At 36.0% G+C, this 23,681-nt stretch carries 21 protein-coding genes, 1 pseudogene and 1 riboswitch; of the genes and pseudogenes, 2 read left to right on the top strand and 20 right to left on the bottom strand.

Annotation, left to right across the window (positions count from 1 at the left end):
- Positions 1-155: 155 nt before the first annotated feature.
- From ACFX4L_RS06490 to ACFX4L_RS06505, 4 genes are all read right to left on the bottom strand, one after another.
- Entirely contained in the window at positions 156-1,184 is a 1,029-nt protein-coding gene (locus ACFX4L_RS06490; RefSeq protein WP_377404280.1) for a hypothetical protein, read from the bottom strand.
- A gap of 488 nt (positions 1,185-1,672) precedes the next feature.
- Entirely contained in the window at positions 1,673-2,365 is a 693-nt protein-coding gene (locus tag ACFX4L_RS06495) for an ABC transporter ATP-binding protein (RefSeq protein ID WP_377404283.1), read from the bottom strand.
- Positions 2,362-2,739 (bottom strand): GntR family transcriptional regulator, encoded by a 378-nt coding sequence (locus ACFX4L_RS06500; protein WP_089361589.1) that lies wholly within the window; start codon positions 2,737-2,739, stop codon positions 2,362-2,364. The genes ACFX4L_RS06495 and ACFX4L_RS06500 overlap by 4 nt, the downstream gene beginning before the upstream one ends.
- Before the next feature lie 3 nt (positions 2,740-2,742).
- On the bottom strand, positions 2,743-3,531 hold the full coding sequence (locus tag ACFX4L_RS06505; protein ID WP_377404286.1) for a hypothetical protein: 789 nt from the start codon (positions 3,529-3,531) through the stop codon (positions 2,743-2,745).
- Between the two features lie 154 nt (positions 3,532-3,685).
- Here ACFX4L_RS06505 and tagU point away from each other — a divergent pair, with 154 nt between their 5' ends.
- Positions 3,686-4,615, top strand: coding sequence for a polyisoprenyl-teichoic acid--peptidoglycan teichoic acid transferase TagU (tagU, locus tag ACFX4L_RS06510; RefSeq protein ID WP_289320011.1), 930 nt, complete (start codon positions 3,686-3,688; stop codon positions 4,613-4,615).
- Positions 4,616-5,078: 463 nt separating this feature from the next.
- On the opposite strand, the gene ACFX4L_RS06515 is transcribed toward tagU, so the two are convergent.
- The 4 genes from ACFX4L_RS06515 to ACFX4L_RS06530 all read right to left on the bottom strand — a co-directional run bounded on the left by ACFX4L_RS06515 (position 5,079) and on the right by ACFX4L_RS06530 (position 6,692).
- On the bottom strand, positions 5,079-5,537 hold the full coding sequence (locus ACFX4L_RS06515) for a hypothetical protein (RefSeq protein WP_377404289.1): 459 nt from the start codon (positions 5,535-5,537) through the stop codon (positions 5,079-5,081).
- 107 nt (positions 5,538-5,644) lie between these two features.
- Positions 5,645-6,130: a VanZ family protein gene (locus ACFX4L_RS06520; RefSeq protein WP_377385382.1), complete on the bottom strand. Its 486-nt coding sequence runs from the start codon at positions 6,128-6,130 to the stop codon at positions 5,645-5,647.
- Positions 6,127-6,282 carry a YwzD family small protein gene (locus ACFX4L_RS06525; protein ID WP_377385379.1) on the bottom strand — a complete coding sequence of 52 codons (156 nt, stop codon included), beginning with the start codon at positions 6,280-6,282 and terminating at the stop codon, positions 6,127-6,129. The genes ACFX4L_RS06520 and ACFX4L_RS06525 overlap by 4 nt, the downstream gene beginning before the upstream one ends.
- Positions 6,283-6,557: 275 nt before the next feature.
- Positions 6,558-6,692, bottom strand: a complete 135-nt coding sequence (locus ACFX4L_RS06530) for a hypothetical protein (protein ID WP_377404292.1) — start codon at positions 6,690-6,692, stop codon at positions 6,558-6,560.
- A 353-nt stretch (positions 6,693-7,045) separates the two neighbouring features.
- Between ACFX4L_RS06530 and purF the strand changes: the two genes are divergently transcribed.
- Positions 7,046-8,416, top strand: coding sequence for an amidophosphoribosyltransferase (gene purF, locus ACFX4L_RS06535; protein WP_125162179.1), 1,371 nt, complete (start codon positions 7,046-7,048; stop codon positions 8,414-8,416).
- A 407-nt stretch (positions 8,417-8,823) separates the two neighbouring features.
- Here the strand turns inward: purF and ACFX4L_RS06540 are convergent, their stop codons facing one another.
- The 12 genes and pseudogenes from ACFX4L_RS06540 to ACFX4L_RS06595 form a co-directional block, all read right to left on the bottom strand.
- A complete protein-coding gene (locus ACFX4L_RS06540) occupies positions 8,824-8,952 on the bottom strand; it encodes an anti-repressor SinI family protein (protein ID WP_284470162.1) in 129 nt (42 codons plus the stop codon).
- 18 nt (positions 8,953-8,970) lie between these two features.
- A riboswitch (cyclic di-GMP riboswitch) is annotated at positions 8,971-9,052 on the bottom strand.
- Positions 9,053-9,488: 436 nt separating this feature from the next.
- Complete coding sequence (locus ACFX4L_RS06545; RefSeq protein WP_377404295.1) at positions 9,489-11,288, bottom strand: ABC transporter ATP-binding protein; 1,800 nt, start codon at positions 11,286-11,288, stop codon at positions 9,489-9,491.
- Positions 11,289-11,528: 240 nt separating this feature from the next.
- Complete coding sequence (locus ACFX4L_RS06550) at positions 11,529-12,011, bottom strand: lasso peptide biosynthesis B2 protein (protein ID WP_377404297.1); 483 nt, start codon at positions 12,009-12,011, stop codon at positions 11,529-11,531.
- 38 nt (positions 12,012-12,049) lie between these two features.
- Positions 12,050-12,340, bottom strand: a complete 291-nt coding sequence (locus ACFX4L_RS06555) for a lasso peptide biosynthesis PqqD family chaperone (protein ID WP_377404300.1) — start codon at positions 12,338-12,340, stop codon at positions 12,050-12,052.
- Positions 12,330-13,271: an HPr kinase/phosphorylase gene (locus ACFX4L_RS06560; protein WP_377404303.1), complete on the bottom strand. Its 942-nt coding sequence runs from the start codon at positions 13,269-13,271 to the stop codon at positions 12,330-12,332. The genes ACFX4L_RS06555 and ACFX4L_RS06560 overlap by 11 nt, the downstream gene beginning before the upstream one ends.
- Positions 13,272-13,410: 139 nt before the next feature.
- Positions 13,411-13,542 (bottom strand): paeninodin family lasso peptide, encoded by a 132-nt coding sequence (locus ACFX4L_RS06565; protein WP_141133597.1) that lies wholly within the window; start codon positions 13,540-13,542, stop codon positions 13,411-13,413.
- A gap of 15 nt (positions 13,543-13,557) precedes the next feature.
- Positions 13,558-15,498 carry a lasso peptide isopeptide bond-forming cyclase gene (locus ACFX4L_RS06570; protein WP_377404306.1) on the bottom strand — a complete coding sequence of 647 codons (1,941 nt, stop codon included), beginning with the start codon at positions 15,496-15,498 and terminating at the stop codon, positions 13,558-13,560.
- 909 nt (positions 15,499-16,407) lie between these two features.
- A pseudogene (locus ACFX4L_RS06575) lies at positions 16,408-17,730 on the bottom strand (IS1182 family transposase).
- Positions 17,731-17,776: 46 nt separating this feature from the next.
- Positions 17,777-18,934, bottom strand: coding sequence for a nucleotidyltransferase domain-containing protein (locus tag ACFX4L_RS06580; RefSeq protein ID WP_377404309.1), 1,158 nt, complete (start codon positions 18,932-18,934; stop codon positions 17,777-17,779).
- Positions 18,935-19,130: 196 nt separating this feature from the next.
- The gene (locus tag ACFX4L_RS06585; protein WP_377404312.1) at positions 19,131-20,864 is read right to left on the bottom strand and encodes a glycosyl hydrolase family 28-related protein; all 1,734 of its coding nucleotides are present in this window, start codon (positions 20,862-20,864) and stop codon (positions 19,131-19,133) included.
- A gap of 276 nt (positions 20,865-21,140) precedes the next feature.
- Positions 21,141-22,589 (bottom strand): murein biosynthesis integral membrane protein MurJ, encoded by a 1,449-nt coding sequence (murJ, locus tag ACFX4L_RS06590; protein ID WP_377404315.1) that lies wholly within the window; start codon positions 22,587-22,589, stop codon positions 21,141-21,143.
- Complete coding sequence (locus tag ACFX4L_RS06595; RefSeq protein WP_377404318.1) at positions 22,576-23,625, bottom strand: polysaccharide pyruvyl transferase family protein; 1,050 nt, start codon at positions 23,623-23,625, stop codon at positions 22,576-22,578. Before ACFX4L_RS06595 ends, murJ begins: the two co-directional genes overlap by 14 nt.
- Positions 23,626-23,681: the final 56 nt, after the last annotated feature.

Genomic DNA, 23,681 nt, shown 5'->3' on the forward strand with positions numbered 1-23,681 from the left:
TTGTCAGTTCCAAATAGCATTTGAACTGATAAAATCGTCATTAAAAATTTTTATAGAATGAAACATCTTCCATCATGGGCAAAAGCGGCATGTCCACTTTCCATAAGAAGGCACAACAACTCCATATTGGTTGCTGTACCTGTTTGGTATTTCTTTTACCGTGGGTTTTGGGATGTTGCTTTGATTAAGTTCTCAATCCATATTTGCTTGAACGTATTTACTCGAGGTCCCCGAAGTCTCCCTAAACCTCCATTTGATGAACTGCTTGAAGAGCTTTCAATGAATGAGCTGCTGCTTTCAACAGAAGAACTGCTGCTTTCGTCTGATGAACTGCTGCTTTCATCTGATGAACTGCTGCTTTCGTCTGATGAACTGCTGCTTTCGTCTGATGAACTGCTGCTTTCGTCTGATGAACTGCTGCTTTCGTCTGATGAACCGCTTGAACTGCTTCCTTTTGACGAACCTCCAGCTGAAGAGCCTCCATTTGCAGAGTTTTCACCTTCTGCTTCTGCTTCGCAATTTTCATTTACCTGCACAGTTATAACTACGAATTGGACATGATCCGTTGTCACATAAAATAATTCTTCATGATGAACAACGATAAGGTGGCTGTCAGTAACTTCCATCAGGATGCCCTCAACTTTATTAGGTCCTCCAGCACTGACGGATACCCAATTGTGGACTAACTGCGATAGTAAGCCGTTAATTGTTTCTGTACCGTCACCAAATTGAGGCAATAACTCATTGTCCGCCAGCTCCAGCACTGTTACACTTTTAATATGGGAAATCGGGTATAGAACTAGCCCGTCATTCTCACTGGATAAAACTAAAAATTCCTCTTTTACATCTACAACCTGGCCAACTTTTGATGCCGGACCGCCGCCATTCACTTGAATGATGCTAGTTTGAAGTGATTCCAGCATACCTAAAAAATTTGCTGGATAAACTGTTTCTTCTTCGTTGATCGAACATAAATCAAGTTGAGATTTTTTCGCATTCCCCACAACAATTTTCAAATGCTCGATGGCGAAATATACGAGTTGATTTTGTTCTGTTTGAATCACGATATAATCGCTCTGAACTGTTAAAAGCTTGCCTTCTCTAGAATCAGGCCCGCCTTTAAACGCCCTCACAAATTTCCCTGTTAAAGCTTCAAGGTACGGTAAACCAACAGTCTCTTCCATTTTTCCTTTAGCCTCCAATAGTTATTTATACTTTAGTGATATCCGTACTGCATATATATGCGCCTTCTTTCTAATACGGACTCTGCTAATCACCCATTTTGTAGTAAATCGTCGTACGCCTAGAAAAATGTTATGAAAAAACTCTTTCCATTCTATTCAACTATTAAAAAGGGCCTTCCTTTTTAATAAAAAAACTCCGGAATTTTCCCCGGAGTTACTTCATCATTTACCTTATTGAACGAAATGGCCTTTCTTCCAAGTTACTTAATAATTCCGTCATTTCCCCTCTACTGCTGAGCCAAACGCTTCCATTGACACTGGGTGACGGCAAATTCATCTCGATCAGCAGAATTGAAAAGGATCCTTGGAAGCAGCCAATAGATCTTTATATACCTCCCATTTGCAAAACAGACTTGCACTCCCTCATAACCTGAAAGTCTGTCAGGAAAAAAAAAGAATACTCCAAATCGAAATTTGGAGCATGACATTTACCTATGTTTTTCCTTTAGCCACCCGATTACCGATTTCCCACCGTTTTCGCGGAGATCCTCAGCTTCTTCCTTTCCAATGGCCTTACCATCCTTGATCACGATCACCACATCAAGGATTTTCTCGATTTCCTCGATTTCATGAGTGGCCATGATAACCATTTGCCTTTCAAAATCGATATAAGACAGCAAGCTCCGTACTATCGACTCCCGAACCATAACGTCCAACCCTGAGAATGGTTCATCCAAAAGCACGACCGGTGCCTCCCGAGACAGGGCCAGCACTAATTTAAGACGTCCCCGATTCCCTTTCGACATCGTACGGACTTTCTTCCGGACATCCAATTTCATGAATGCCAGCATTTCAATTGCCTTATCCAGATTAAAATCAGCAAATTGCGACGCATGAAAATCAATATACTGACCTGCGGTAAAATTGGTATAGAAAAAATCAAGCTCTGACAGATAAGAAACAACAGAAGCCGTCCTCCTGCTTACCGTCACCCTTTCGACCGTCACCTCTCCATGATCCGGTTTCGCGAGTCCGGCAATCAGTTTGAGCAATGTTGACTTACCGCTGCCATTGGCCCCCAGCACCCCATATATCTTCCCCACTTCAAACGTGAGTGAAACACCATCAAGGGCAGTAATGCTTCCATACTTTTTCTTTACATCATGCAGCTCAACCGTCATTTTGCATCCCCCTGCTTCTTTAGAAATTGCTGTACCGCTGTCAGCATTTCTTCTCTCGACAAGCCGATTTCTTTCATATTTTCAACGAATGTCTCGATAACCTCCGTTTGAATCCGGGTACGCAATGATGCAATCAGCATCGGATCATTTTTGACGAATGTACCTTGCCCCCTTCTCGTCTCCACAATTCCATCCCTCTCAATCTCGGTATAAGTGCGCTGGATCGTATTCGGATTGACACCCATCTCGACAGCCATTTCGCGGACCGATGGCAGCTTATCCCCACTCTTTACCTCACCCCGTACAATTGAATAACAAATTCGATCGGCAACCTGCAAATAAATCGGTTTTGAAGCATGAAAATCCTCTGACATCCTTTACACCTCAATCTTTCGGTCCAAGAGCCAACATGAAGCGAGGAACAATATCACTAATGCGATAACATCCAACCCGCTTGTCAAAAGCGAAATATTCTCTCTACCTTCTAGATAAAACTCCAACTTGGCTTTTGACAAGGTAAACGACGAACCGTTAAAAGCAGGTACAGCCCATAGATCATCCAGTTTCTTATATATCTCGGTATTTCCAACCCAATTTTTCACCAAAACCATTCCTATAAACAGAAGGGACACAATCAGCCAACGAATATTTTTAATAAGCTGAATCCTTGCGAGTGCATGATACACTACCCATAAAAACATCATTAGCACGGCAATGACAATACTGACCGCCGTCATAACCCCGCCTATCTGTAACAAGCCTACTAATCCCGAAAAACTTTCCACCTGAAAGTCTGGCTGAAAATAACCGGTCGGAACCCTAAAAGCCACAAATACTAAACAGCAGGCAAATAAAATTGAAACCACCTGAAACAGCACACTTGACAATAATTTACTTCCAAGCAGAATCGCCGCAGACTGGGGATTATGAATCCACAACTGCGTCTTCCCCTCATAATTCAAACATCCAAAAATCAAAGAGAACATAATAAATGGTTGTAAGAACACGATTATCCATGTGCACATATAAAAAAGACCTGCAACTTCCAAATACCTGGATGCCAATAAAGCAATAACCACTAAGCCAACCTGTGCAACCAATAGCCAGAGAAGTGTGGATTTCCCGATCAGCCACTCCTTTATCATTAAACCTTTAAACGAATTCAACGTCCCAACCCCTTCATTATTGTCCTAGTTACATAGTACACAGTTACACTGATATATGTCAAAAGTATTATAAAATAACAAAATATACTATTCTTTTATAGTGAATTTAAATATAATAGATGAAGTGGTTACAATAAGAGGAAGGAAGTAAAATATGAGACATGAAAAAAAGACGAAAAAGAAACGGACCTGGCTAAAGGTAGTCGGTATAATTGTCCTACTTTTCATATTAGCAGGGGGAGCGTTTGCCTACTCCATGTGGAATGCTCTAACTAAAACCGTTGAATCAATGCATACACCCATAGACCGTAACACGGATAAACGAACAAAAGACCTAGCACTATCGGATCAGGAGCCCTTCTCGATGCTCATGCTCGGTGTCGATGAACGTGATGGCGACAAAGGCCGTTCAGATACAATGATCGTCTTGACGGTCAATCCACAAAAGAAGTCAGTCAAAATGCTAAGCATTCCGCGTGATACACGGACCGAGATCGTCGGTCATGGTACACAGGATAAAATCAACCATGCGTTTGCCTTCGGCGGCGCAAAGATGTCCATGGATACTGTTGAGAACTTCCTCGATATCCCGATCGACTATTATATGAAGATCAATATGGAAGGATTTAAGGATATCGTTGACGCAGTCGGCGGCGTGACTGTTCAAAACGATTTGGACTTCACCTCCGATGGCATTCATTTTGCGAAAGGTTCGCATACTCTTAATGGGAAAGAAGCCTTAGCCTATTCACGAATGAGGCATGATGATCCGAATGGTGATTTTGGTCGTCAGTCCAGACAACGTTCCATCATTGAGGCTGTCATCAGGGAGGGTGCGAGCGTTTCCTCTCTGACGAAATACAATGATGTCTTCGACGCACTGGGCAATAATATCCAGACGAATTTGACGTTTGATGACATGATGGACATCCAAAAGAACTACAGGGACGCTAGCAAAAGCATTACCCAATCATCCATAAATGGCAAAGGAACGAAAATCGACGGAATCTACTACTATATTGTGTCGGATGAGGAAAAAGAAAAGGTTCAATCCGAATTAAAAGAACAATTATCCATCAAATAAGAAAAAATGAAAAAGCTGTCCGGGCCTGCATCCCGACAGCTTTTTTATTTTCACCGTCCAATAATCTGACAAAAAACGAACACCAATTGTAGAGATTTGTTGGAATTTTTGTTGTTTATTAGGCATGAAAAAACGGTATAATCTAGTAGGAGCTGATACTTACATTTCCCCTTGCCCCTTTCATCACTTGACACTATTATTCTTTGGACCCGGAATTCCATCAACCATCATTCATCAACCATAATAAATAATCCTAAACAAAAGGAGTGGATTTAATTGAAAATCAAAGCAGGCAGCTGGGCTATGCTAAGCACACAGGACAAAATGTTTATTCTGAAAGCCATCAGTGATCGCTCAAGAATGAAATATGTTTCATGATAAGTAGACCTATTGGAATCATTATACGAGAGCATCGCCTCTCCTTTTCACTAAAACGAACTTGTGCCTGAAAAAGGAGAGGAATCTATTCAAACTGATAATTCCATAACAAACGCCATTCGCCTTTTTCTTTAACGACGTAGCAATCCTGTTCCAATGTAAACACCCCAAAACGAGAATTGAAGACCTGTGTAACTGGAATTTTAAAGGCCGTTTTATGCACCCTTCCATCCTTATCCAGACTCCAGTTCTTCACTTTCTTAACACGGCCTACATCATACTGAAAGGTCTCCACATCCATATGCTGTAAAAACACATGGGAGCGATTTTGCACATAAGCTGCCCGATTCGGAAACCGCAGCTTCATTTCAGAACTTAACAAATCCCAGGACTTCCCGAACTCCGCTTCGCTTTCATACTCATAAAAATCTTCCACCACGCTTTTTGAACCGCTCGGCCAAAGAAAAATGATCCAAGCCCCTGCAGCCAATGCCAGGAGAATAATCGCCAATGCTCCCAGTGGAATCTTATTTTGTCTTCTCACTCATCAATCACCCTCACAGGTTATCTTTCATTTATATATATAGGGGAAAACGATAAAAAAGAAGCATGTTGTTAGACATGCCCCTTAAGTTTATGTGAAATGATCTCTCAGATTCTAGGACTTCTCCATCGATAAAAGAAAAGAAAAAAGAAAATTCCCAGCAAACCGCCAAACGTGTCCAGCATGACATCCTGCCACAAGGGAGTTCGGCCACCCGTTAGTTTTTGATGCAGCTCGTCAGCACTCGCATAAAAAAGGATGCATAAAAAAGCGCCTGGAAACGAAAGAACAGGATTCTTCACAAAACGGCGCCAAACACCATATGTCAATAATCCAAACACAAAAAAGATAAAAAGATGGGCACCCTTCCGAAGGAAAAACTCCAGAAAACCATTCACCCCTGCTGTTTGGGCACTCACTTCAACGCCACCATACATGAATGAAATGCCGCTTAATCTATCATACCAATACGGCGTATTGAACTGCGCTAATAAAGGGGAAATGCTTTGCTCCTCATACGTTTGCGAGGAAAAAAAGAAGATGACCATCGCCCATAAAACGAGCAAACCCGGGACGTAGTATCTACGGATCATATACTATCAGGTTCTTCCATGATCCCGCTTAATTTTTCCTTAATCTCGTCCACAAGTTCATTTACAGTAACATCCTGCCCAGACTCTCCCTTGGCAAAAGTGTCTTTTAAAATATCAAAAAAATCCATTTGAATGTTCCACTCCAATATCATTGAGCCACCACTTCATACTGTTGTCCTAATCCTTTTTTTCAAAAATAAGGAATATAGCTCTTTTTATTTGATAATCACATATAAAGTGGTGATTGGCAAGCGGAATTAATCTACAAAAGGGTAAAATCTGAATTTTTAAAGAAATGATCACAAAAAGTTCATAACTGACGGAATATTAAAATCAGCAGTTGAATACATGCAGTTCATTTGGTGTAAGATCCAAATGAAAAAAAACAAAAAAAGGGGCGATTCCTCAGCCCCTTCGATACCCGCTATTATTGCCCCATTAAATAAGTCATCAATGAAATCAATACTAAAGTAATGGAAATATAAGCCCCGATAAAAATTTTCTTGCTTCTCTGTTTCTTTTCATAAACTTCCTCGAACGTAATGAATTTGTTTTTTGTCATCAAATAATCTCCTTTTATTTTGATGGCAGCTATCTGACATCGCCTTCCGCGAAGTCCCTTCGCTTGATCTCTATAGTTATATCGGCATACAACCAAAAACATTTAGGTATTATTAACTATATAGTTTATCATACAAAGTACCTTAATTAAAATATTCCATTCTACCAACAAGTCTTTTATTCCTAGGTATTCATTCTTAATGCAAAGCAATTATCCCTACCTGTTCATAGAACTGTTTTTTGGGCTGCAATTTGTTCAAACCATATCCATTTACCGATTAGTAAATAAAAAGGATAGAAAATCACCCTTTGCAAAAAATAACAAAAATGATATCAACGAGAGGAAGAGAAAAAATGAATTCAGAAATGCAGGAGAAATGCGGGGTATTTGGGGTGTTTAATCACCCCAAAGCAGCCGAATTAACTTATTACGGACTTCATTCACTTCAACACCGTGGTCAGGAGAGTGCAGGAATTGTGGCTAGTGATGGAAAATCATTCAGGAGTCACAGGGGAATGGGATTAGTAACCCAAGTATTTTCACGGGACATCCTTGATGGACTAAGCGGAAATATGGCCATTGGCCATGTACGATATTCAACTTCTGGTGAAAGTTTACTGCAAAACGCACAACCCCTCGTTTTTAAATATAGCGAGGGGGACTTGGCTGTTGCTCATAATGGCAACCTCGTAAATGCAAGGATAGAACGGGATGTGTTACAACAGCAGGGAAGCATCTTTCAAACAACAACCGATACTGAAATAATTGCTCACTTAATAGCTCGTTCAAGTAAAAAGCATTTCGCCCAAGCCGCACCTGATATGCTTAAACGTATCGACGGTTCATTTGCCTTGATTATAATGACTGAAAAACAAATACTAATCGCCTTGGATCGTCATGGGTTACGTCCGCTTAGCCTTGGGAAAATTGGCGAATCAATCATCGCCTCCTCAGAAACATGCGCTTTAAATGCAGTTGATGCTAAGTTCTGGCGGGAAGTTGAACCGGGTGAATGGCTTCTTATAGATGAAAATGGAATTCAAACTGGAAGATTTGCGGAAAAAGGAAAGGTTTCCCTTTGCTCCTTTGAATTTGTCTATTTTGCCCGTCCAGATAGCGTCATTCAAGGAAGAAGTGTCTTAGCAATCCGAAAGGAATTAGGTCAAATTCTGGCAAAAGAACATCCGACACAGGCTGATGTCGTCGTTGCAGTTCCCGAATCAAGCGTCCCTGCCGCCATTGGTTTCTCCCAACAATCAGGAATTCCATATGAAATGGGGATTATTAAAAACCCTTATGCTGGTCGTTCATTCATTGAGCCCACGCAAGAATTGCGCGACTTAGCTGTTCGACTGAAATTAAGCGCTGTGCAAGAAATTTTGGAAGGAAAAAGGGTGGTATTAGTCGATGATTCGATTGTTAGGGGAACGACAAGCAAGCGCATTGTCCAATTGATTCGGCAAGCAGGTGCCAAGGAAGTCCATGTAAGAATTAGTTCACCTATGGTTAGAAACCCTTGTTTTTATGGAGTGGATATGCCAACTAAGGAAGAACTATTTGCCAACAAACACGAACACGAACGAGCGATGGGACAGGTTATCGGGGCAGATTCATTAGCCTTTTTAAGCACCGAAGGGTTATTAGAGGCAGTAGATGTAGATCTTGGAGAAACTAGCAGTCGCTGTATAGCCTGTTTTAGTGGGGCTTACCCAACTGATATTTGAAGGATATGGCAGGCATCACACAAAAACAACCGTCTTTGTGTGATGCCTAAAACCCCATTTTCCTAATATTAAACCCGCGCTGTATTTCTCCTCCTGACAGTCGAACTCCTCGATCACCAATGAGTGTATCTTTTTATTCCGAGTCTTTAATTTCTTATCTTATAAAGTTCATTATAATTTTTATCCAACCGAAAAATGACAACCATAAGGGCAGACTGAATAAAGTTCCCCATATGATTCCCATCATAATATTTGCAGGTCCATCCATAATAAAAATCCCTCTCATTTAAGTTGATTTTATTATTGTGTCCATGATTCATTGTTCAGGATACCCTTTCATATGTTTTTGGTAAAAAAGTCCATAAAAAAAAAGACTGAATATCAGTCTTCCATAAAGTAAATATTTATTAACTCATTATGAACTTTTTATCTCTATTACCTAAGATGAACTCCCGCACATCTTCAATGGATAATCCTAAATTTTTAGCCTCTAAAATTAAATAAACCCATTCTTCTAATTCATTTTTCGCTTTCATGACAAATCCCGCCCCATTTGTGGTAACACAGCCGTCTTAGCATAGCCTTAGACCTGTAATTTTGCGTCCCTACTTTTCAATAGGTTTGCTTTTCTCAAGAATATATTAATCCTTTATTTAAATCTATTGAAAAAGACTTTTTGATTCTCTGTTTTCATGGCGCTCAGCCATCATGTCCTCAAAAAAAATTCCCCTACTTTAATACTATATTAATATTAATTATACTTAAAAACGTAACAATTGCTCATAATATTATTCGTTTTTTTATGTCATTTTTCCACATTATTCTTCAAAAAGTGACATTGCAATATATAAACTCAGGTAAAATGTGCTTTCTTTAAAACACTTTTATAAAAACAATAGAGATATATCCCTATAATTAACTTATATTTCCTATACCGGAAGAATATTTCGAATCAATTGGCTTTACTAGTAATAAAATGATTCAGTTTTAATTAATTTTCCCTAAGAAAAAAAGCCAGCATTACAAACCATAATATGGCTGTAACCTGACTGTTTATTATATATTTTAGAGTTTACACACTTGATTCCATTTGGATCCCTAATAAATTGCTAAACATCCCTCTTTTTTCACTCGCTAATTGGTTATATTCACCGACCTGAATAATTTCTCCCTGATCCATGACCAACACTTGATCGGCATTGCGAATCGTCGATAATCGATGAGCTATTACAATGATGGTCATTTTCCCTTTTAATCTTTCAATAGCGGATTGAATCTTTGCTTCGTTCGCGGTATCCAGTGCACTTGTTGCTTCATCCAAAACAAGGATGGCTGGTTTGCGCAGAATCGCTCTGGCCAGTACTAGACGCTGCCTTTCTCCTCCTGACAGGCGGACACCTCGATCACCTATGAGAGTATCCAAGCCTTGAGGAAGCTTTCTGACAAAATCCGCGGCTGCAGCAAATTCCAAAGACTCCCATATGGATTCATCACTTGCATCAGGGTCAATGATCAGCAAATTTTCCCTTATTGTTGCATTAAAGAGAAATGGATCCTGTGGAATATAACTTATGGACCTCCGCAACGATAATAAGCGGTCATTTGTAAGGGGATTATCATCTATTCTGACTTCACCCTTATTAGGTTGATTTAACCCCATTAAAATATCTATTAAGGTGCTTTTTCCGGCACCCGATCGCCCTACAATAGCCGTCATCCGGTTAGAGGGAATGTGTACGTTTATATTTTTAAGGGCATACGTACTCTCACTTTGATCATAACTAAAATACACATTACGACAATCTAACCCTCGTTTAATTTCAATAGGCTTGATATTTTTATAATCGGATTCATATAACTCTCTCGCAACTCTACATTCGTTTTGTAAATCCGACAATGCTTTAAAAGATGGAAGCGTAGATCCTATTTGCTCTAAATTAGATTGAATGCTAGTGAACCTTGGCCATAACCTTGAGAAAATAACCATGATCAGCATTAATTGTGCTGGCTGGGCCATGAACATCTTTATCGAAAAAAACACAAAAATGGCAATTAAAAGTGAAGATACGATTTTGAAGATCATTTGGGAAGTTGTATTTAACGTCGTTAACTTGATTCTGTTTTTTTCCATTCTTTCACTTAAAGAAAGAAACCAATTCAAATGAGATTCCTCTAGTGAATTACTTTTGATATCTTTCATTCCGTTAAGGTGATCTGTCATACCCGCTAAATATGTTTGTGTTAACTGAAAGGTTTCCTTTCCTATAGACTGAGACTTTTTCACAAATTTCCGGGACGAAAAAATAAGGATCAACCCAAAGGCTATTATAAAGCTCGTCATTGGAACAGATAAATAAAATGCTATACCGATTTGAATGAAAGTAAATATAAGGGAGGCTATAAACTGTAAAAATAAATTTATCCCTGCACTTACATTGAAGGTTTCATTTGTCATGATGTTGATAATATCGGTTTTCCTCTTTTTTAGGTAAAACCCCCAATTCACTTGCAGCAGACTGCCATACGCCTCATCCCTTAACTTTCTAACAAAACCCTGTTGGATTTTCACTCCCAGGATTGTTTGATTCCGCTTAAATACACTTTGTCCTACCATTAATATCACGTAAACTCCAAGTATTAATATAAGACTGAGCGTTTCCGGGATTCCTAAGAATAATTCATTAACCCAGCTTAAGAAAGGAACTTCATCCGTTTTTATATCCATTACACCGGTCAATCCAATCAATGGGATCAATAAGAAAATTCCTACACCTTCTAAAAAACCTATTAAAATCATACAAATAAGATTGATATATAGAATTTTCCCAGAATAATCATGTATTCGTTTGGTAAAAAGTAAGAGATGCTTCATAATCATGTCCTCCATTCGCAGGCCCTATTTAATCGTTTTCCTCCATGTTACCCGGTGGCACCATATTGTATTGTGGTAAAGAGCGAAAATGGAAGGAAAGGTATTGGGTATCCACTTTTCTAATATTAATTCACATTGAAGATGAAGATATAAATGAGTATGTGTGGGGTTGGTGAAGCGTGGGCTCATGGATATGCTTACATTCATTATTGATACTCAACATCTGGGGTATTATAAACTTTAACCAGATTCTTGTTCCTTCAGCTTCCTAGAATCGTTCTTTTTAGAGAACTTAGAAACAACAGTGAACCTATCCATCACTTCAAAACCAGTTATATAAAAAGGTCCACTGCGTAGCCAAGCATGTGCAATGAGCCCTCCATTCTCATCTTTAGCTGTACCTAAATAGAGCGTACTATCAATCTTTCGTTTCTCCAGCATTTTCATACCTGCAATAGCTTTAACAAGACATTGGCTTTCCCATATGGTATAGCGGCTCATAATATTTATAGCCCTCGATACATTTGCTAAAGTCTCTTTATTCGCTGCATTCAAGTCATATGATGACTCTTTCATCTGCTCACCAAGTGTTGGGGCAACCTTTGAAAATGAAAGGCTTTTAAGATAACGGGCCTTGCCTAAATGTAAAAAAGCTTCGATAAACAGCAACTTTGTCTTAAAATTCAATCGAAGAAAAGTCTGAGCTTTCTTTATGATATTCATTTTTTAGCCTCCTAGAGCCTAAAGATAAAGATTCATTACTAGGATTTGATACTAACTAAGCCTTGTTCTAACAATTGATTTAAAAAGCCAGTGACATGTGACATACAATCGGCTGGATCGACATTATATTGTGACTGTAATGTTATAACTAGCTCTTGAATTGAAATGGGTTCCTTCATTAACTCCCATATTTCTCCGCCCAGCTCACCTAAATTATAATATTTTCCGTTAGAAACGCTTAACATCACTTTTTCCCCATCCATATCACTTACTATGTTTCCTGGACTTTGGCTATATAGAATTTTCGTATCAAGTTGATTAATATTCATGAACCATTTCCTCCCCTTTTAATACATGTAAAATTATTTCCGATAAGTCTGTTGCTGTAAAACGATTTGTTGGTCTGCTTATTTGAAAAAACTCAATTTTCTTGATCATTCTAGCAGAAGTCTTAAAATGCCAGTCCATCAATCCAGACTTTTGTATAAAAAAATTACGGTATGTATGATGATACAACTTATAAAACCTTTGAAGAGATTGTATAGGCTTAATATCTATCTCTGAATCTTCTCCCTTGATCAATTCAAATACACCAGCAAGCGGGAGTGGTTCAGAAAAAAACTGACTTTGAACAGGAACAGCAAATTTATCTTCTCTAACAATGAGTGGCTGATAGTTATTTGAATCCATTTCAAAATGATTTAAGCTTTCCAACCATAACTTTTGTTGAGGATATGAAGGTGTTACAATTGGTATATTCTCATGATTAAGAGTTACTGGTATGACATCATCACTCATGAGCTTATAGCCCCTTTTTAAAAAAGCTGAAGCAAGAGTGGATTTCCCAGCACCAGAATCACCAACAATCGCATATGCCTTTCCATCTATGGCTACCGCACTTCCGTGTATAGGAAGAATCTTTCTTTGCATCAATATGGCCCCCATACAGGTCCCAAGGAGATAAAGTCGAATTTCATCTTCCTGTGCCGCATCAATTGGGGAAAATACTATTCTATTTCCACTTTGAATCAAGAAAATGGCCGTCTTAGAAACATGGAACATGATCCAGTCTTTCTTAATGACAAAATCATCATCTGGAACTGATCGCTCAGACCATAATGTATGTAAATCAGCTTTTTCGATAACAATATCCGTTTTATCATCCTCTACATTAATAGGAAGCAATTCAGGCAAAGGTATTTCACTTGAAATTGTTAAACCATACGCTTCATAAACCGTCTTTTTTTTGATATCAATCATATAAATACCCCCGAACAATAAATAACGTCTCTTCATTAGCTGGTCCTAATGTTTAATACTTTGTTATTGAAGTCATACCCCTATTAACTGGAATAGGGGCTTAGGGGAATCCTAACAGACTTTGTTGCGCAAAAAAAGGTTAACTAAAAGTTATATCACCTTTAGGAGTATGTGATGGGAAAGCAGCATCTGTGTATTCACCATCAGTTCCAAGCATCGTTTGATTAACATCAAGAATTTCTAATTCAGGTTTTTTCCATTCCTTTTTCATAGTATTCACCTCCTTTTAATTGAATTGTTTTAAAAACCGATACACGATTAAACTTCGCATTAGGAATTTATGTTCAGGATTTGTAGCAAGCTCTGGTCCCGTTCCTTTTTTTATCGTAACTAGTGCATTCTTTATCGCTTGACCATCCAGGAATTCAAGAGCTTTATCATCTGTGCTAAGCTGCTCTATCTCCTCTATGAATTCACCCCATTTAGGAAGCATACGGTGTATCCAATCAACTCCTTGCACACCCCTGTATCTTTGGTTAAGCCTTACTTTATCGGGTAAGAAATTCACTGTAGCATTTCTGATCAGGGCACGATCCATGCCATCTTGTACATATTGACTTTCCGGAAGTGATAAACAAAAGCGAATAACACGGATATCATTCGTCGGATCTCGCTTCCACAACTTGTATCGTAAGGAGAGCTTTGTGGAAAGCGTATTCCCTGCATTCCATTGAAAGATATCTTCAAAATGCTTTTTTCTTTCATTAAAAATATCAGAATTCGAATACCAGCCTGTTTCATCCATGCCGAATTCTTTAAATTTGTCATACACGCCTATTTCTTCTGCAAATCTTGGATTGATTAAGGAAGGAATTTTATATGGTGCACCTTCCGGAAAAATCCGCTCAATTATTGGAAAGCCGATTCTAGCAATAGCTTTCATCTTTCGCAATCTAGATCCGCCAACATTTCTACTATGTTGGTCCAACTCTTGGTAAAGTCGAACCCATTTTAATCTTTTTAATAGGAGCGAGTAATACTCTAATGGGAATCCCCAAGAGATTGAAAAGTTCCCTCTATCCCCATTAAGCAACACACCTATGTCATCCTCATTCGCCTTTTCAAACATCCCTTTCAACCAGAAAGAATTTTCAAAAAACTTATATGGCATCTCCATGGTGTCAAGAAAGTCTTCCATTTCAGAATAGGAGTCTTTCCCCTTAAAGTCACAATAATGATCAATAATGCCACCAACATGTCCTACCGTCGATTTGATGAAAGGGCGCTCATCCGCCAAAAAGTATGTAGGCGTAAAATCTTTAAAATCTTCGGGAGGAATATAACTATATGTATGTAGTGCAGTGCTTTCCCGCTGCAATTTATTCACAGCAAAGCCAACAACAGCCCCAGAATCCAACCCACCACTCAACTGGGCGCCAACTTTCCGATGTGTCCTTAATCTAGATGTAACAGCTTCCTGGAAGACACTTTGAAATGCTTCTATGTAATCTTCATTAGATTTAAGTTTTAACTTATCCCCCTGAGTTAAATAGGAATATCGTTTTAAAGTTACCCTATTATTCTCTATTGTTAAGCTATGGGATGGTGGTATCTGATTTATGGTTGTATACGGCGTTAATGAAGAATCTACTGCATCAATCATTCCCGATACTGCCAAATACTCAGCAAGCCACTGCTCATTCAACTTTTTTTCAATAAAAGGTAATGACAAAAGTGGATCCATAGTCGTGCAAAATGCAAACTTCTGATAGTTTTGGTGATAATAAAGAGTCCTGCTCCCTGAAAAATCCCTTGCCCCAAACAACTTCTGTTTCTTTTCGTCCCAAATGACAAAAGCAAAATCCCCTACTAAAAATTTGGGCGCATCTTCCTCCCACTTATAGTAGGAAAGGAGAATCAGTTCACTATCCGTCATGTCCTTTTGAGCGGATGACTTAACTTGTAACCTCTCAAATAACTCATCACGATTATCTATAATTGCATCAGCAGTAATGGTACATTGCCTTTCAAAATCATAAAATGGGAGCTGCTCTCCAACAGATTCCGGCGTGATCCATTGAGCATGACAACCAAGGAAAATCTTTTCCGAATGCCACATTTGGATCGAATCAGCAGGGTACTTTTGTAAAGCCGACATCAAATTATGGCATTGTTGAAGATTTATAGACTCTTCATTAAAATGATAAATACCGGCAATAGCACTCATGTTTTCCCCCTGCTTGTTTTGTTATGTAAATAAATTACATGATTTTCCTTCGATGTTGGTTAAAAACCTTGATGAAAATACTTCTATCATCTGACTTGAAAAACCTCACCCCAACTAATTTTAAAGGTGTCCATATTTCTTTCATTAGAAATAGAGGCATAAATATTCCTCCTTTCTTCGTTAACCTATAACATGAGGTTACTTTAAGATGATGTCTTTAGGTCTTTACTTTCTAGTAATTTATCTATTTAATAAGATCTCACTATAGTTTAATAACAAATGTTTAATTGTTTCATTCAAAAGGAAAAATTCAGACATTGTACATCAATTTAATTTTTTTCTAATTCACTATCTTTTATGGAACGTTTTCCCTGTTTAACTTCTGCAGTTCCTTTTTACAAATATCATGTTCTTAATAACGAATTTCATAAGTTAAAAATACCACCTATTTATTCCTATGTCAATAACTTTTCCACCTGAATAAAAAGTCCTATAAAGTGTTAAGGAATCTTCCAATTTTTAATTGATATTTTATGTCTGGAACTATTTGATTACCCTGTTTCAAATTTGAAATATAATCGTTTTTTTGATCAAAGTAATTTAGTTTATTTCTACTTCTACATTGGATTTCTCCATAGGAACAATATAGTTTAATACTTTCATTTAAGAGAATCCGTTAGTCCTTAAAGGTAAGAGTTCAATCAGAAGTATATAATAACGAACTTATCGATATAAACTTTTCGAACTCGAGTAAATCTGAAACAACTTGCTAAATAGAAGAAACTACTCAAGTAGTTCCTTCAGTTTGTAGACAAAAGGGGTTAGGAATGTTTTAATTCCGAACCCCTTTTGATATTTTCTTGGAATTTTACTCAAGATTAAGAGCTTGGGTCTCTACGAGCCTCTATGTTAGGCCATTTTTGGACCTTGCCATGTCCAATTGGTCATCTTCTTTAAATTCACGGCAACGAAAGTAAGCATCGCCTGTATCGACAATTTTTTAAGTCCCCTTAAAGTAGTCCAACGCATACCATGCTTTTCTTTTGCATCTGCGAATACACGCTCAATCGTTTCCTTGCGTTTCGCATAGATAGGTTTTACATCTTGATGATGACGCAGGTGATCTGATTCTTCCATATTTTCTTGCCAGATATGGCGCGTCACCAATTTGTGGTCTTTGCTTTCTGTGCACTGTGATAAAAAATGGACATATCTTACAAATGTGTTTTGGTGCTTTGTACTCGCAATAGCCCTCTTTATTCGTTGTTGAGCACTTAAAAATCTCGCCCGATGGGCAAAGGTAACAATCAAAATGCTCATCGTAAACATACTCATGTTTGCGGAATAATCCTTCTTTTGTTCGAGGCCGTGTATAGGGTAAAGCCGGTATGATTTCTTTGTCAAAAAGGTAGCTTGTAATGACTGGAGTTTTATAAGCTGCATCTGTGGCAAAAATGGCTTCAGGCTTTCCAACTTTCCCAATCACTTGTTCAACCAGTGGCTCTAACATATGGCTATCATGCGTATTTCCAAGTGATAAACGTCCCTAGCACAAAACCGTTGAGGTCTACAGCCGTGTGAAATGAATTGGCAAACTGTTTTGTCCGTTCATCTTTCACATAGTAACCACTCTCAGGATCTGTTGTACTTTCTTTAATCTCTTTGGGTTTCTTCCATATCAAATTTATCTGGTGGAAGAGGTATCTTTCCATGGTTTTCACGATCTTGATTTATTTCTTCTTGAAGTCGTTCTTGATACGCTCGTGTTTCCTTGCGAACGACTTTCTTTACGAACTTTCGCTTATTTGCACTGGCTTTCACATGAGTGGAATCAACGAATACATGCTTTGCACTTATTAACTTTCTTTCGGAAGCTGTCATTAAGATGCGATAGAAAATCTGTTCAAACAGGTCAGTATCTTTAAAGCGTCGTTCATAATTTTTGCCGAATGTTGAGAAGTGAGGCACTTTATCGTGGAAACCGTAACCTATAAACCAACGGTGAGCCATATTTGTTTCAACTTCTTCAATTGTTTTACGCATGTAACGAATACCGAAGGTATATCGAATGAATGCAAGTTTAACCAAAATAACTGGATCAATACTTGGGCGTCCTACCTCTGAATACATATCTTTCACCAAGTCATATATGAATGAGAAGTCAATGGAGGCCTCCATTTTACTATGGGAATCTTTTTTGAAATAGTTATCCAAGCTTATAAATTTTCTAATTTTTGAGGACTTTTTAATTTCTTACTTCTTTCACTGAATAGACTTCCTAAGGGGTTTTCCTTACCATTCTACATATGGACAAAAAAGGACGCAGTGGAAAATACAGGAAGTTGAGATACTTAGGCAATCTCAAGGTCTTGACATCACTAGAGCTAGGATAAAACAATATTATAAAATGGATAACCTTTTGCACAATTGATGGCTTTAATAAAAAAAGATAACGTCTAAATTTATTAGTTGAAGCGAGAATATGTAAAGGCTCCATTTCTTTGATGAAGTATAATGCACTGTCTGCCAATTTTCTTGGCAGACTTCCTTCTGTTATTATCTTCATATCCTCATTGAGAGGAGTTTTTAGTAGCTCTGAAACTAAAATAAGAGCTTGCCCTACCATATGTTGACTCTCGTACGTTTTCATAAGGATATTAGCATTAACTATATTGAAATCTCTACTTAACATCTGGTCGATATCTTTCAACCACCGTAGGCGGAACCAACCATGCCGAGCACCATGAGATACAAGATATAAAAACAAATGCTCTTCCCCTAAAAAATAGATTGGATAACTTGTTTTACTCACTCTTCTTTGGTCCCATAATTCGTTAAAGGATGGTTCTTTCGAAGGAATTGGGTGTAGTCTCCAATGAATTTCGAGTTCGATATTCTTTTGGGTATGGATATATGTTATGTGGTGTCCTCTCCATTTCAGCTCATTTAATAAAGAGGTCTCCTCCTCTCTTTTATAGCCAAAATTTAAAAGTAGTTCTTCAGCATATTCTAATTTTGTTATAGGTATTAAAATATCTAAGTCCTTAGAGGTTCTTAATGAAATGTCGCCATAAAGATCTGAAGCAATTATCGGCCCTTTTAAAAAAAGGATAGGAATTTTATTATCGGTAAATAATTCACTTAAAAGTTCCATTTCTCCACTTAAATGCAGCATTTGAAAAGTATTTTTTTTGTATTCTTGTTTTAATGTTTGAATAACGTATTTAGGAATGTTCTTTTCATCACTCCTAATTAATGTGTGGTAAATCAATGGATACACACGATGATACATTGCTAATTGGAGAAAATGATTCCAATTAATATCCCTTATCAATACATTATCAAATGATTTTTTCTCTTCCACTTTCATTAGTTCAAGTAATAATTTTATTTCATTTGAAAGAAAGGACAAATCGAGACTGTGTTTTGTTTTCATAACTTCTCCTTAGTTAGAAAATTATTAAAACTATCTAATCACCATAAGTTTTAAATAGAACTGATAAACAAAGAACTTTTTTCCTTTGTATAACTTTAAAGATATATAAATATATTCTGTTAAATATATACTTTACAAGGAGGAGTACCAGAGAATTTATTCTAATTTAAAAAATTATTATCATACCTTGTTTATATTATTCACACACAGTCGAGAATAATCCTGACATATATCCAAAAACGCCATTACAATTTCCTAATACAAACTCAACTTTATATTTTGCACATCCTGGTGGTGCAACTTCAATATGTGGTCTAATAGGATAGTTCCATATTCCATTTTTGAACCCTTTGTTTATAATCTCTAACTTACTTGAATATAGTAACCTATCATCACTATCATAAAAGATAATCCTAACTTTAATATTGGCTTTTGTAACATCTTTTGTCATTAAAGCACATGAGGCAATAACTGTCTGACCAGCTTTTACATTTCTAAATTCAGTAGTAGTTAGTTTAACATATGCTAATTTGTTATAAGAGATAAATTCAACTGCTTTTCCATGATTATAACCTACAGTTGATACCACTTTATTTGAAACAGAGTACTTCCTAGATAGTGAATATCCAACAGGTGGTGATGAAATCATGTCAGATCCAGAAGTATTTGTATCATTTTTAAACGTAGAGTTTGCAATTTCATTAACCTGTCTTGAAGGTAAGATACCTTCACCCTGAAAGAAAATATTCTTTTTATCAACTATAACTTCATCATCAGCTAACCACGCCACGCTAGCATTTGTTTCCAAGTCAGTACTTCTATATTGAAAGTTATCTAAAGAAATCCTTAGTTTTGAAGATATTGAACAACGGAACATAGAAAATCTTCTTAGTAAAGCAGACGTACCAATAATAGAAAGATGAACTATCTCATCTTTAGTATTGGTAACATCATAGACTGCAATACCTCCTTTCATAATATTGTCGTGATATCTGGTTCCAATCGCTTCAATATGCCCACCGAAAAATGTAATGTTTCTCCAACCACGTTTCATATAGAATACTCGTTGTAAAAAGTCAGTAGAACAGTTAACAAGCCTTAAATCAAAACCATCACTAAGCCACTCAAAAGCTGAATCAGCCCCAGCAAAAATAGAATCAGAAAAGTGTATATTCTCACCAGAATTAACTACGTTTTGGTCATCTACTCCAAAACTGACATTAATATTATTTCCTTCTAAATGAACGCGTTCAAAGGATGAAATATAGTTATTGAAATGATTAAATTTAAAACCTATATTATAATTCTCAACTGCAATATCACAAGCAGAATAACGAGCAAACGGCTTTCCAGATAAATCTGTTCTAGAACCAAACTCTATTGCAGTTGAATTAGATGTTTTTTTATTTAGTTTGTTAACAAAAATAAAACCACCATCAATTCCATTTATAAAGGGTGCTCTAAACCATTGCTGCTTTTTAATAAGAGTTGTATATGTGGGATCATCTTTTAATGGACTAAACCAAAATGCTGCATCATTATAAACACTAGTTTCAAATATAACCAAACCTACCGCTTTTATTTTGACGAACTGTGAACCTATTATTTGAGATTTAATTTTATACCTTCCAGCAGGAAAGATAACTTGAGCCAACTTTGTAAAACTATTATTTATTACAAGTAATTTAGCACTATTTAAAGCGTTTTGGATAGCTATTGTACTGTCTTTTACACCTGTTGGGTCAGCATTAAAGTCATCAACTACATCTATAAAATCGCTATTTTTCTTTGACATTTCATTTATTTCATCTGAACTTCTATCGCTATCCATAACCGTGGTCGAATCCACTTTTAAACTTCTAGATGTATATCCCAAAATAAAAGATACTAACCAAAACATCGATTCCATTAAGAAGTTTCTACGATCCACAATACCCCCCCTTAAACTACACTAGTAAAATTATTTATTTCGAAAAATACATTTACATATGTATTTTCATATTTCGTGGAGATCTAGCTCTTATGGGAAAAACTCTTGAAGAAAATCTCCAAATAACTTTCAATTTCAAGGTCAAGAATTGACTTATCCAATTATTAAAATACGCTTTATGAAACATTTGGGCACAAATATATTAGTAATTTCCATTATTTAACTAGATTAAGGAGCATTGTAGAGTAACAAAAGCAAGAGTGAAAATTCCAAATATTATATTCTTATACTAAATACCTTGCCTTTTAGAAGATAGAGGGTTAAAAAGAAGATAATGGTAGATATAGGAATTAGCAATAAGTTCTCTAATTCTAACATTAATAATTGTTTCATTAATAAGCCCACAATAACCATAGCAAAAAGTAGTTTTAATAATTCGATTATGATTCCTTTAACATTTAATTGCACGTTATACTTTTTCCTAAACCTTAAATAAATAAGGAACATTGATAGCGTTCCAGATAAAACGGTACCTAGAACAATACCAAAGATTCCAAAGTAAACTGACAAAATTATACTAAGAAAAATGTTAATAATAGAAATTAAAATACTATTTCTGAATGGAGTTTTAGTATCATTATCTCCGTAAAAGTATCTATAAAATAAATCTCTTACCGCTCCTATAGGTAAAAGAATAAAATATAGTAACGAAAGGTTGTACACGGAATTAGTTACGTTGGTATCAAATAAACCTCTTTCAAACAAAATTGCAATCATATCTCGACCATGTATAATAAATTCAGTTAAAATATAAATCATTATTGTTATTAAAAGTATAATATATTTTTCTAACGTTTTTTTTGACTCTTTTTTATTATTTGAAATTAATCTGACCAATTTTGGAAACATTATAGCAAGCAAGTTGACAACTAATAGAGAATTAACCATGCCATATAACTGAGTGCTATATGTCAAGAGTGAAACACTTCCTGTTCCTAATTTTGTTGCAATAAAAATATTTATTAATATAGTGACTTGAAATAAAGCGGTACTAAAAAAAAGCGGAAAAAAATTAATAACCATATTTTTAAATTCATTATTTTTTAAATCAAATGTTATCTTATAAGAATATTTTATTTTTTTAATTTTCAAGAAGACTACCTGTAAAATAAATTCCATAAAAAAACCAAACGATATTACAATGCTATAGTATATAATACTTTGGTCTTCTTTTATGATTAAAAATAATACAACTACCATAGCAGATCCTGCCTGTACCATTTTAGGAAGGACAAAACTATGATTCACTTGAAAAATGGCTATAAAAATTCCTGTGAATGCTCTAAATAAATATCCACAGGATAATATAATTAGTAAAGTGCTCACGAGAGTGTTCTGTCCAAAAATATGTGTTACCTTATTACCTCCTACAACAATTAAAAGAACAACAAACAAAACCAAAACACCAAATACTGTAATGAAAGTATTTACTCCTTTTGAATTGTTGTCCTTTATTAATGCTGGAACTAAAATTGTAGTGACTGAAACAGCAAAAAAGCTAAAAATGAAGGTTGTTATATTAAAGGAAATATTATATGCATCCATTTTATAACTAATTCCAAAATTTGAAGCAGCTATTACATTCTGATAAAGGAGAAAAAATTGAAGTAATAAGGTGCTACATATTGTCATTAGAAATTGTGAAGTAAGATTATTTTTCTCCAATTCTTTTTTCTCCTAAGAAATTATCAAGTAGTTTGAAATGATTATTCGAGTCTTTAATTATTCCTTCTAAATTAATATCTTTTAGAAATAAGTTTTCCATTATATTTTCTGGATTTAATTTATGGATTTCTTTTACATTAACAAAATCTGTATCACTATATAAGTCCTCTAGAAGATTTAAAGTCTTCCCACTATAAATTATTGGATAGAAAGGAATACTTAGTAGTATAGAGAGAATAACCGAATGGAATCTCAAACATACATGCCCACTTACCATCGAATACTCTTCAAGAAACCTATCTATGTCACCATTATAGTCTATCGAGGAAATATTTTTATCCTTAAATTTATCTATTAGAATCCTTGAAATAGCATGATCACCCTCATTTTCGCAAAAAGAAAAGAGTTTCACACTATAATCTCTCTTTAAGAGCCAATCCGTCAAATTAATCATAGACTTTAAATAATTATCATGATTTTCTTTTGAACCTTCACGCCAACTAAAGTCCATTAATGATATTCCAATTACATTTTTAATGTTATTATTCTTTTTAATTTTCAAGGAAAAAACAATATCTGATGCCTTATTTACTTTTTTATTTCCCTTAAATAAAAGAAAACTTTTTTTATCTCGGAAAGAGACAAAATCTATGAGTTTAAAATAAGAAGCATATATATTTTTAAATAGTTTGCCTTTAAAAGGTCCGAAATTAGCACCAATTATTATTACTTTTTTTCTTAATAATTTTAATGGGATTGTATAATATAATCTTTTTATAAATTGAAGTAACCATCTTTTATTTTGTATAAAAATAGAACCACCTATATTAACAAGGCCATCATACTTGTAAAAACTCAATAGAAAATCTTTATTAGAGATTGAGTTTACATTTAAATTTATAAAAGGAGAAATGTGTTGTTCATCTACATCTACAAAATACCATTCCACTTTTTTATATCTCTCAAATAAGATTTTAAAAAACAAATCGTCACCCAAATTCTTATTTAAGTATCCCAATACTAATATTTTTTTCATATCAAATGCCACATCACTTTTAAAGTTATTTTCTTTTCCTTACACTCCATGCCTAA

Origin of the sequence: Peribacillus sp. YIM B13482 (assembly GCF_042787975.1) — a bacterium.
GTDB classification, from domain to species: Bacteria; Bacillota; Bacilli; order Bacillales; family DSM-1321; genus Peribacillus; species Peribacillus simplex_A.

Coding starts and splice junctions, on each gene's coding strand:
- ACFX4L_RS06490 (WP_377404280.1), bottom strand. CDS start 1,184: ATGGAAGAGACTGTTGGTTTACCGTACCTTGAAGCTTTAACAGGGAAA.
- ACFX4L_RS06495 (WP_377404283.1), bottom strand. CDS start 2,365: ATGACGGTTGAGCTGCATGATGTAAAGAAAAAGTATGGAAGCATTACT.
- ACFX4L_RS06500 (WP_089361589.1), bottom strand. CDS start 2,739: ATGTCAGAGGATTTTCATGCTTCAAAACCGATTTATTTGCAGGTTGCC.
- tagU (WP_289320011.1), top strand. CDS start 3,686: ATGAGACATGAAAAAAAGACGAAAAAGAAACGGACCTGGCTAAAGGTA.
- ACFX4L_RS06520 (WP_377385382.1), bottom strand. CDS start 6,130: ATGATCCGTAGATACTACGTCCCGGGTTTGCTCGTTTTATGGGCGATG.
- ACFX4L_RS06525 (WP_377385379.1), bottom strand. CDS start 6,282: ATGATATTGGAGTGGAACATTCAAATGGATTTTTTTGATATTTTAAAA.
- ACFX4L_RS06530 (WP_377404292.1), bottom strand. CDS start 6,692: ATGACAAAAAACAAATTCATTACGTTCGAGGAAGTTTATGAAAAGAAA.
- purF (WP_125162179.1), top strand. CDS start 7,046: ATGAATTCAGAAATGCAGGAGAAATGCGGGGTATTTGGGGTGTTTAAT.
- ACFX4L_RS06540 (WP_284470162.1), bottom strand. CDS start 8,952: ATGAAAGCGAAAAATGAATTAGAAGAATGGGTTTATTTAATTTTAGAG.
- ACFX4L_RS06545 (WP_377404295.1), bottom strand. CDS start 11,288: ATGAAGCATCTCTTACTTTTTACCAAACGAATACATGATTATTCTGGG.
- ACFX4L_RS06550 (WP_377404297.1), bottom strand. CDS start 12,011: ATGAATATCATAAAGAAAGCTCAGACTTTTCTTCGATTGAATTTTAAG.
- ACFX4L_RS06555 (WP_377404300.1), bottom strand. CDS start 12,340: ATGAATATTAATCAACTTGATACGAAAATTCTATATAGCCAAAGTCCA.
- ACFX4L_RS06560 (WP_377404303.1), bottom strand. CDS start 13,271: ATGATTGATATCAAAAAAAAGACGGTTTATGAAGCGTATGGTTTAACA.
- ACFX4L_RS06565 (WP_141133597.1), bottom strand. CDS start 13,542: ATGAAAAAGGAATGGAAAAAACCTGAATTAGAAATTCTTGATGTTAAT.
- ACFX4L_RS06570 (WP_377404306.1), bottom strand. CDS start 15,498: ATGAGTGCTATTGCCGGTATTTATCATTTTAATGAAGAGTCTATAAAT.
- ACFX4L_RS06580 (WP_377404309.1), bottom strand. CDS start 18,934: ATGAAAACAAAACACAGTCTCGATTTGTCCTTTCTTTCAAATGAAATA.
- ACFX4L_RS06595 (WP_377404318.1), bottom strand. CDS start 23,625: ATGAAAAAAATATTAGTATTGGGATACTTAAATAAGAATTTGGGTGAC.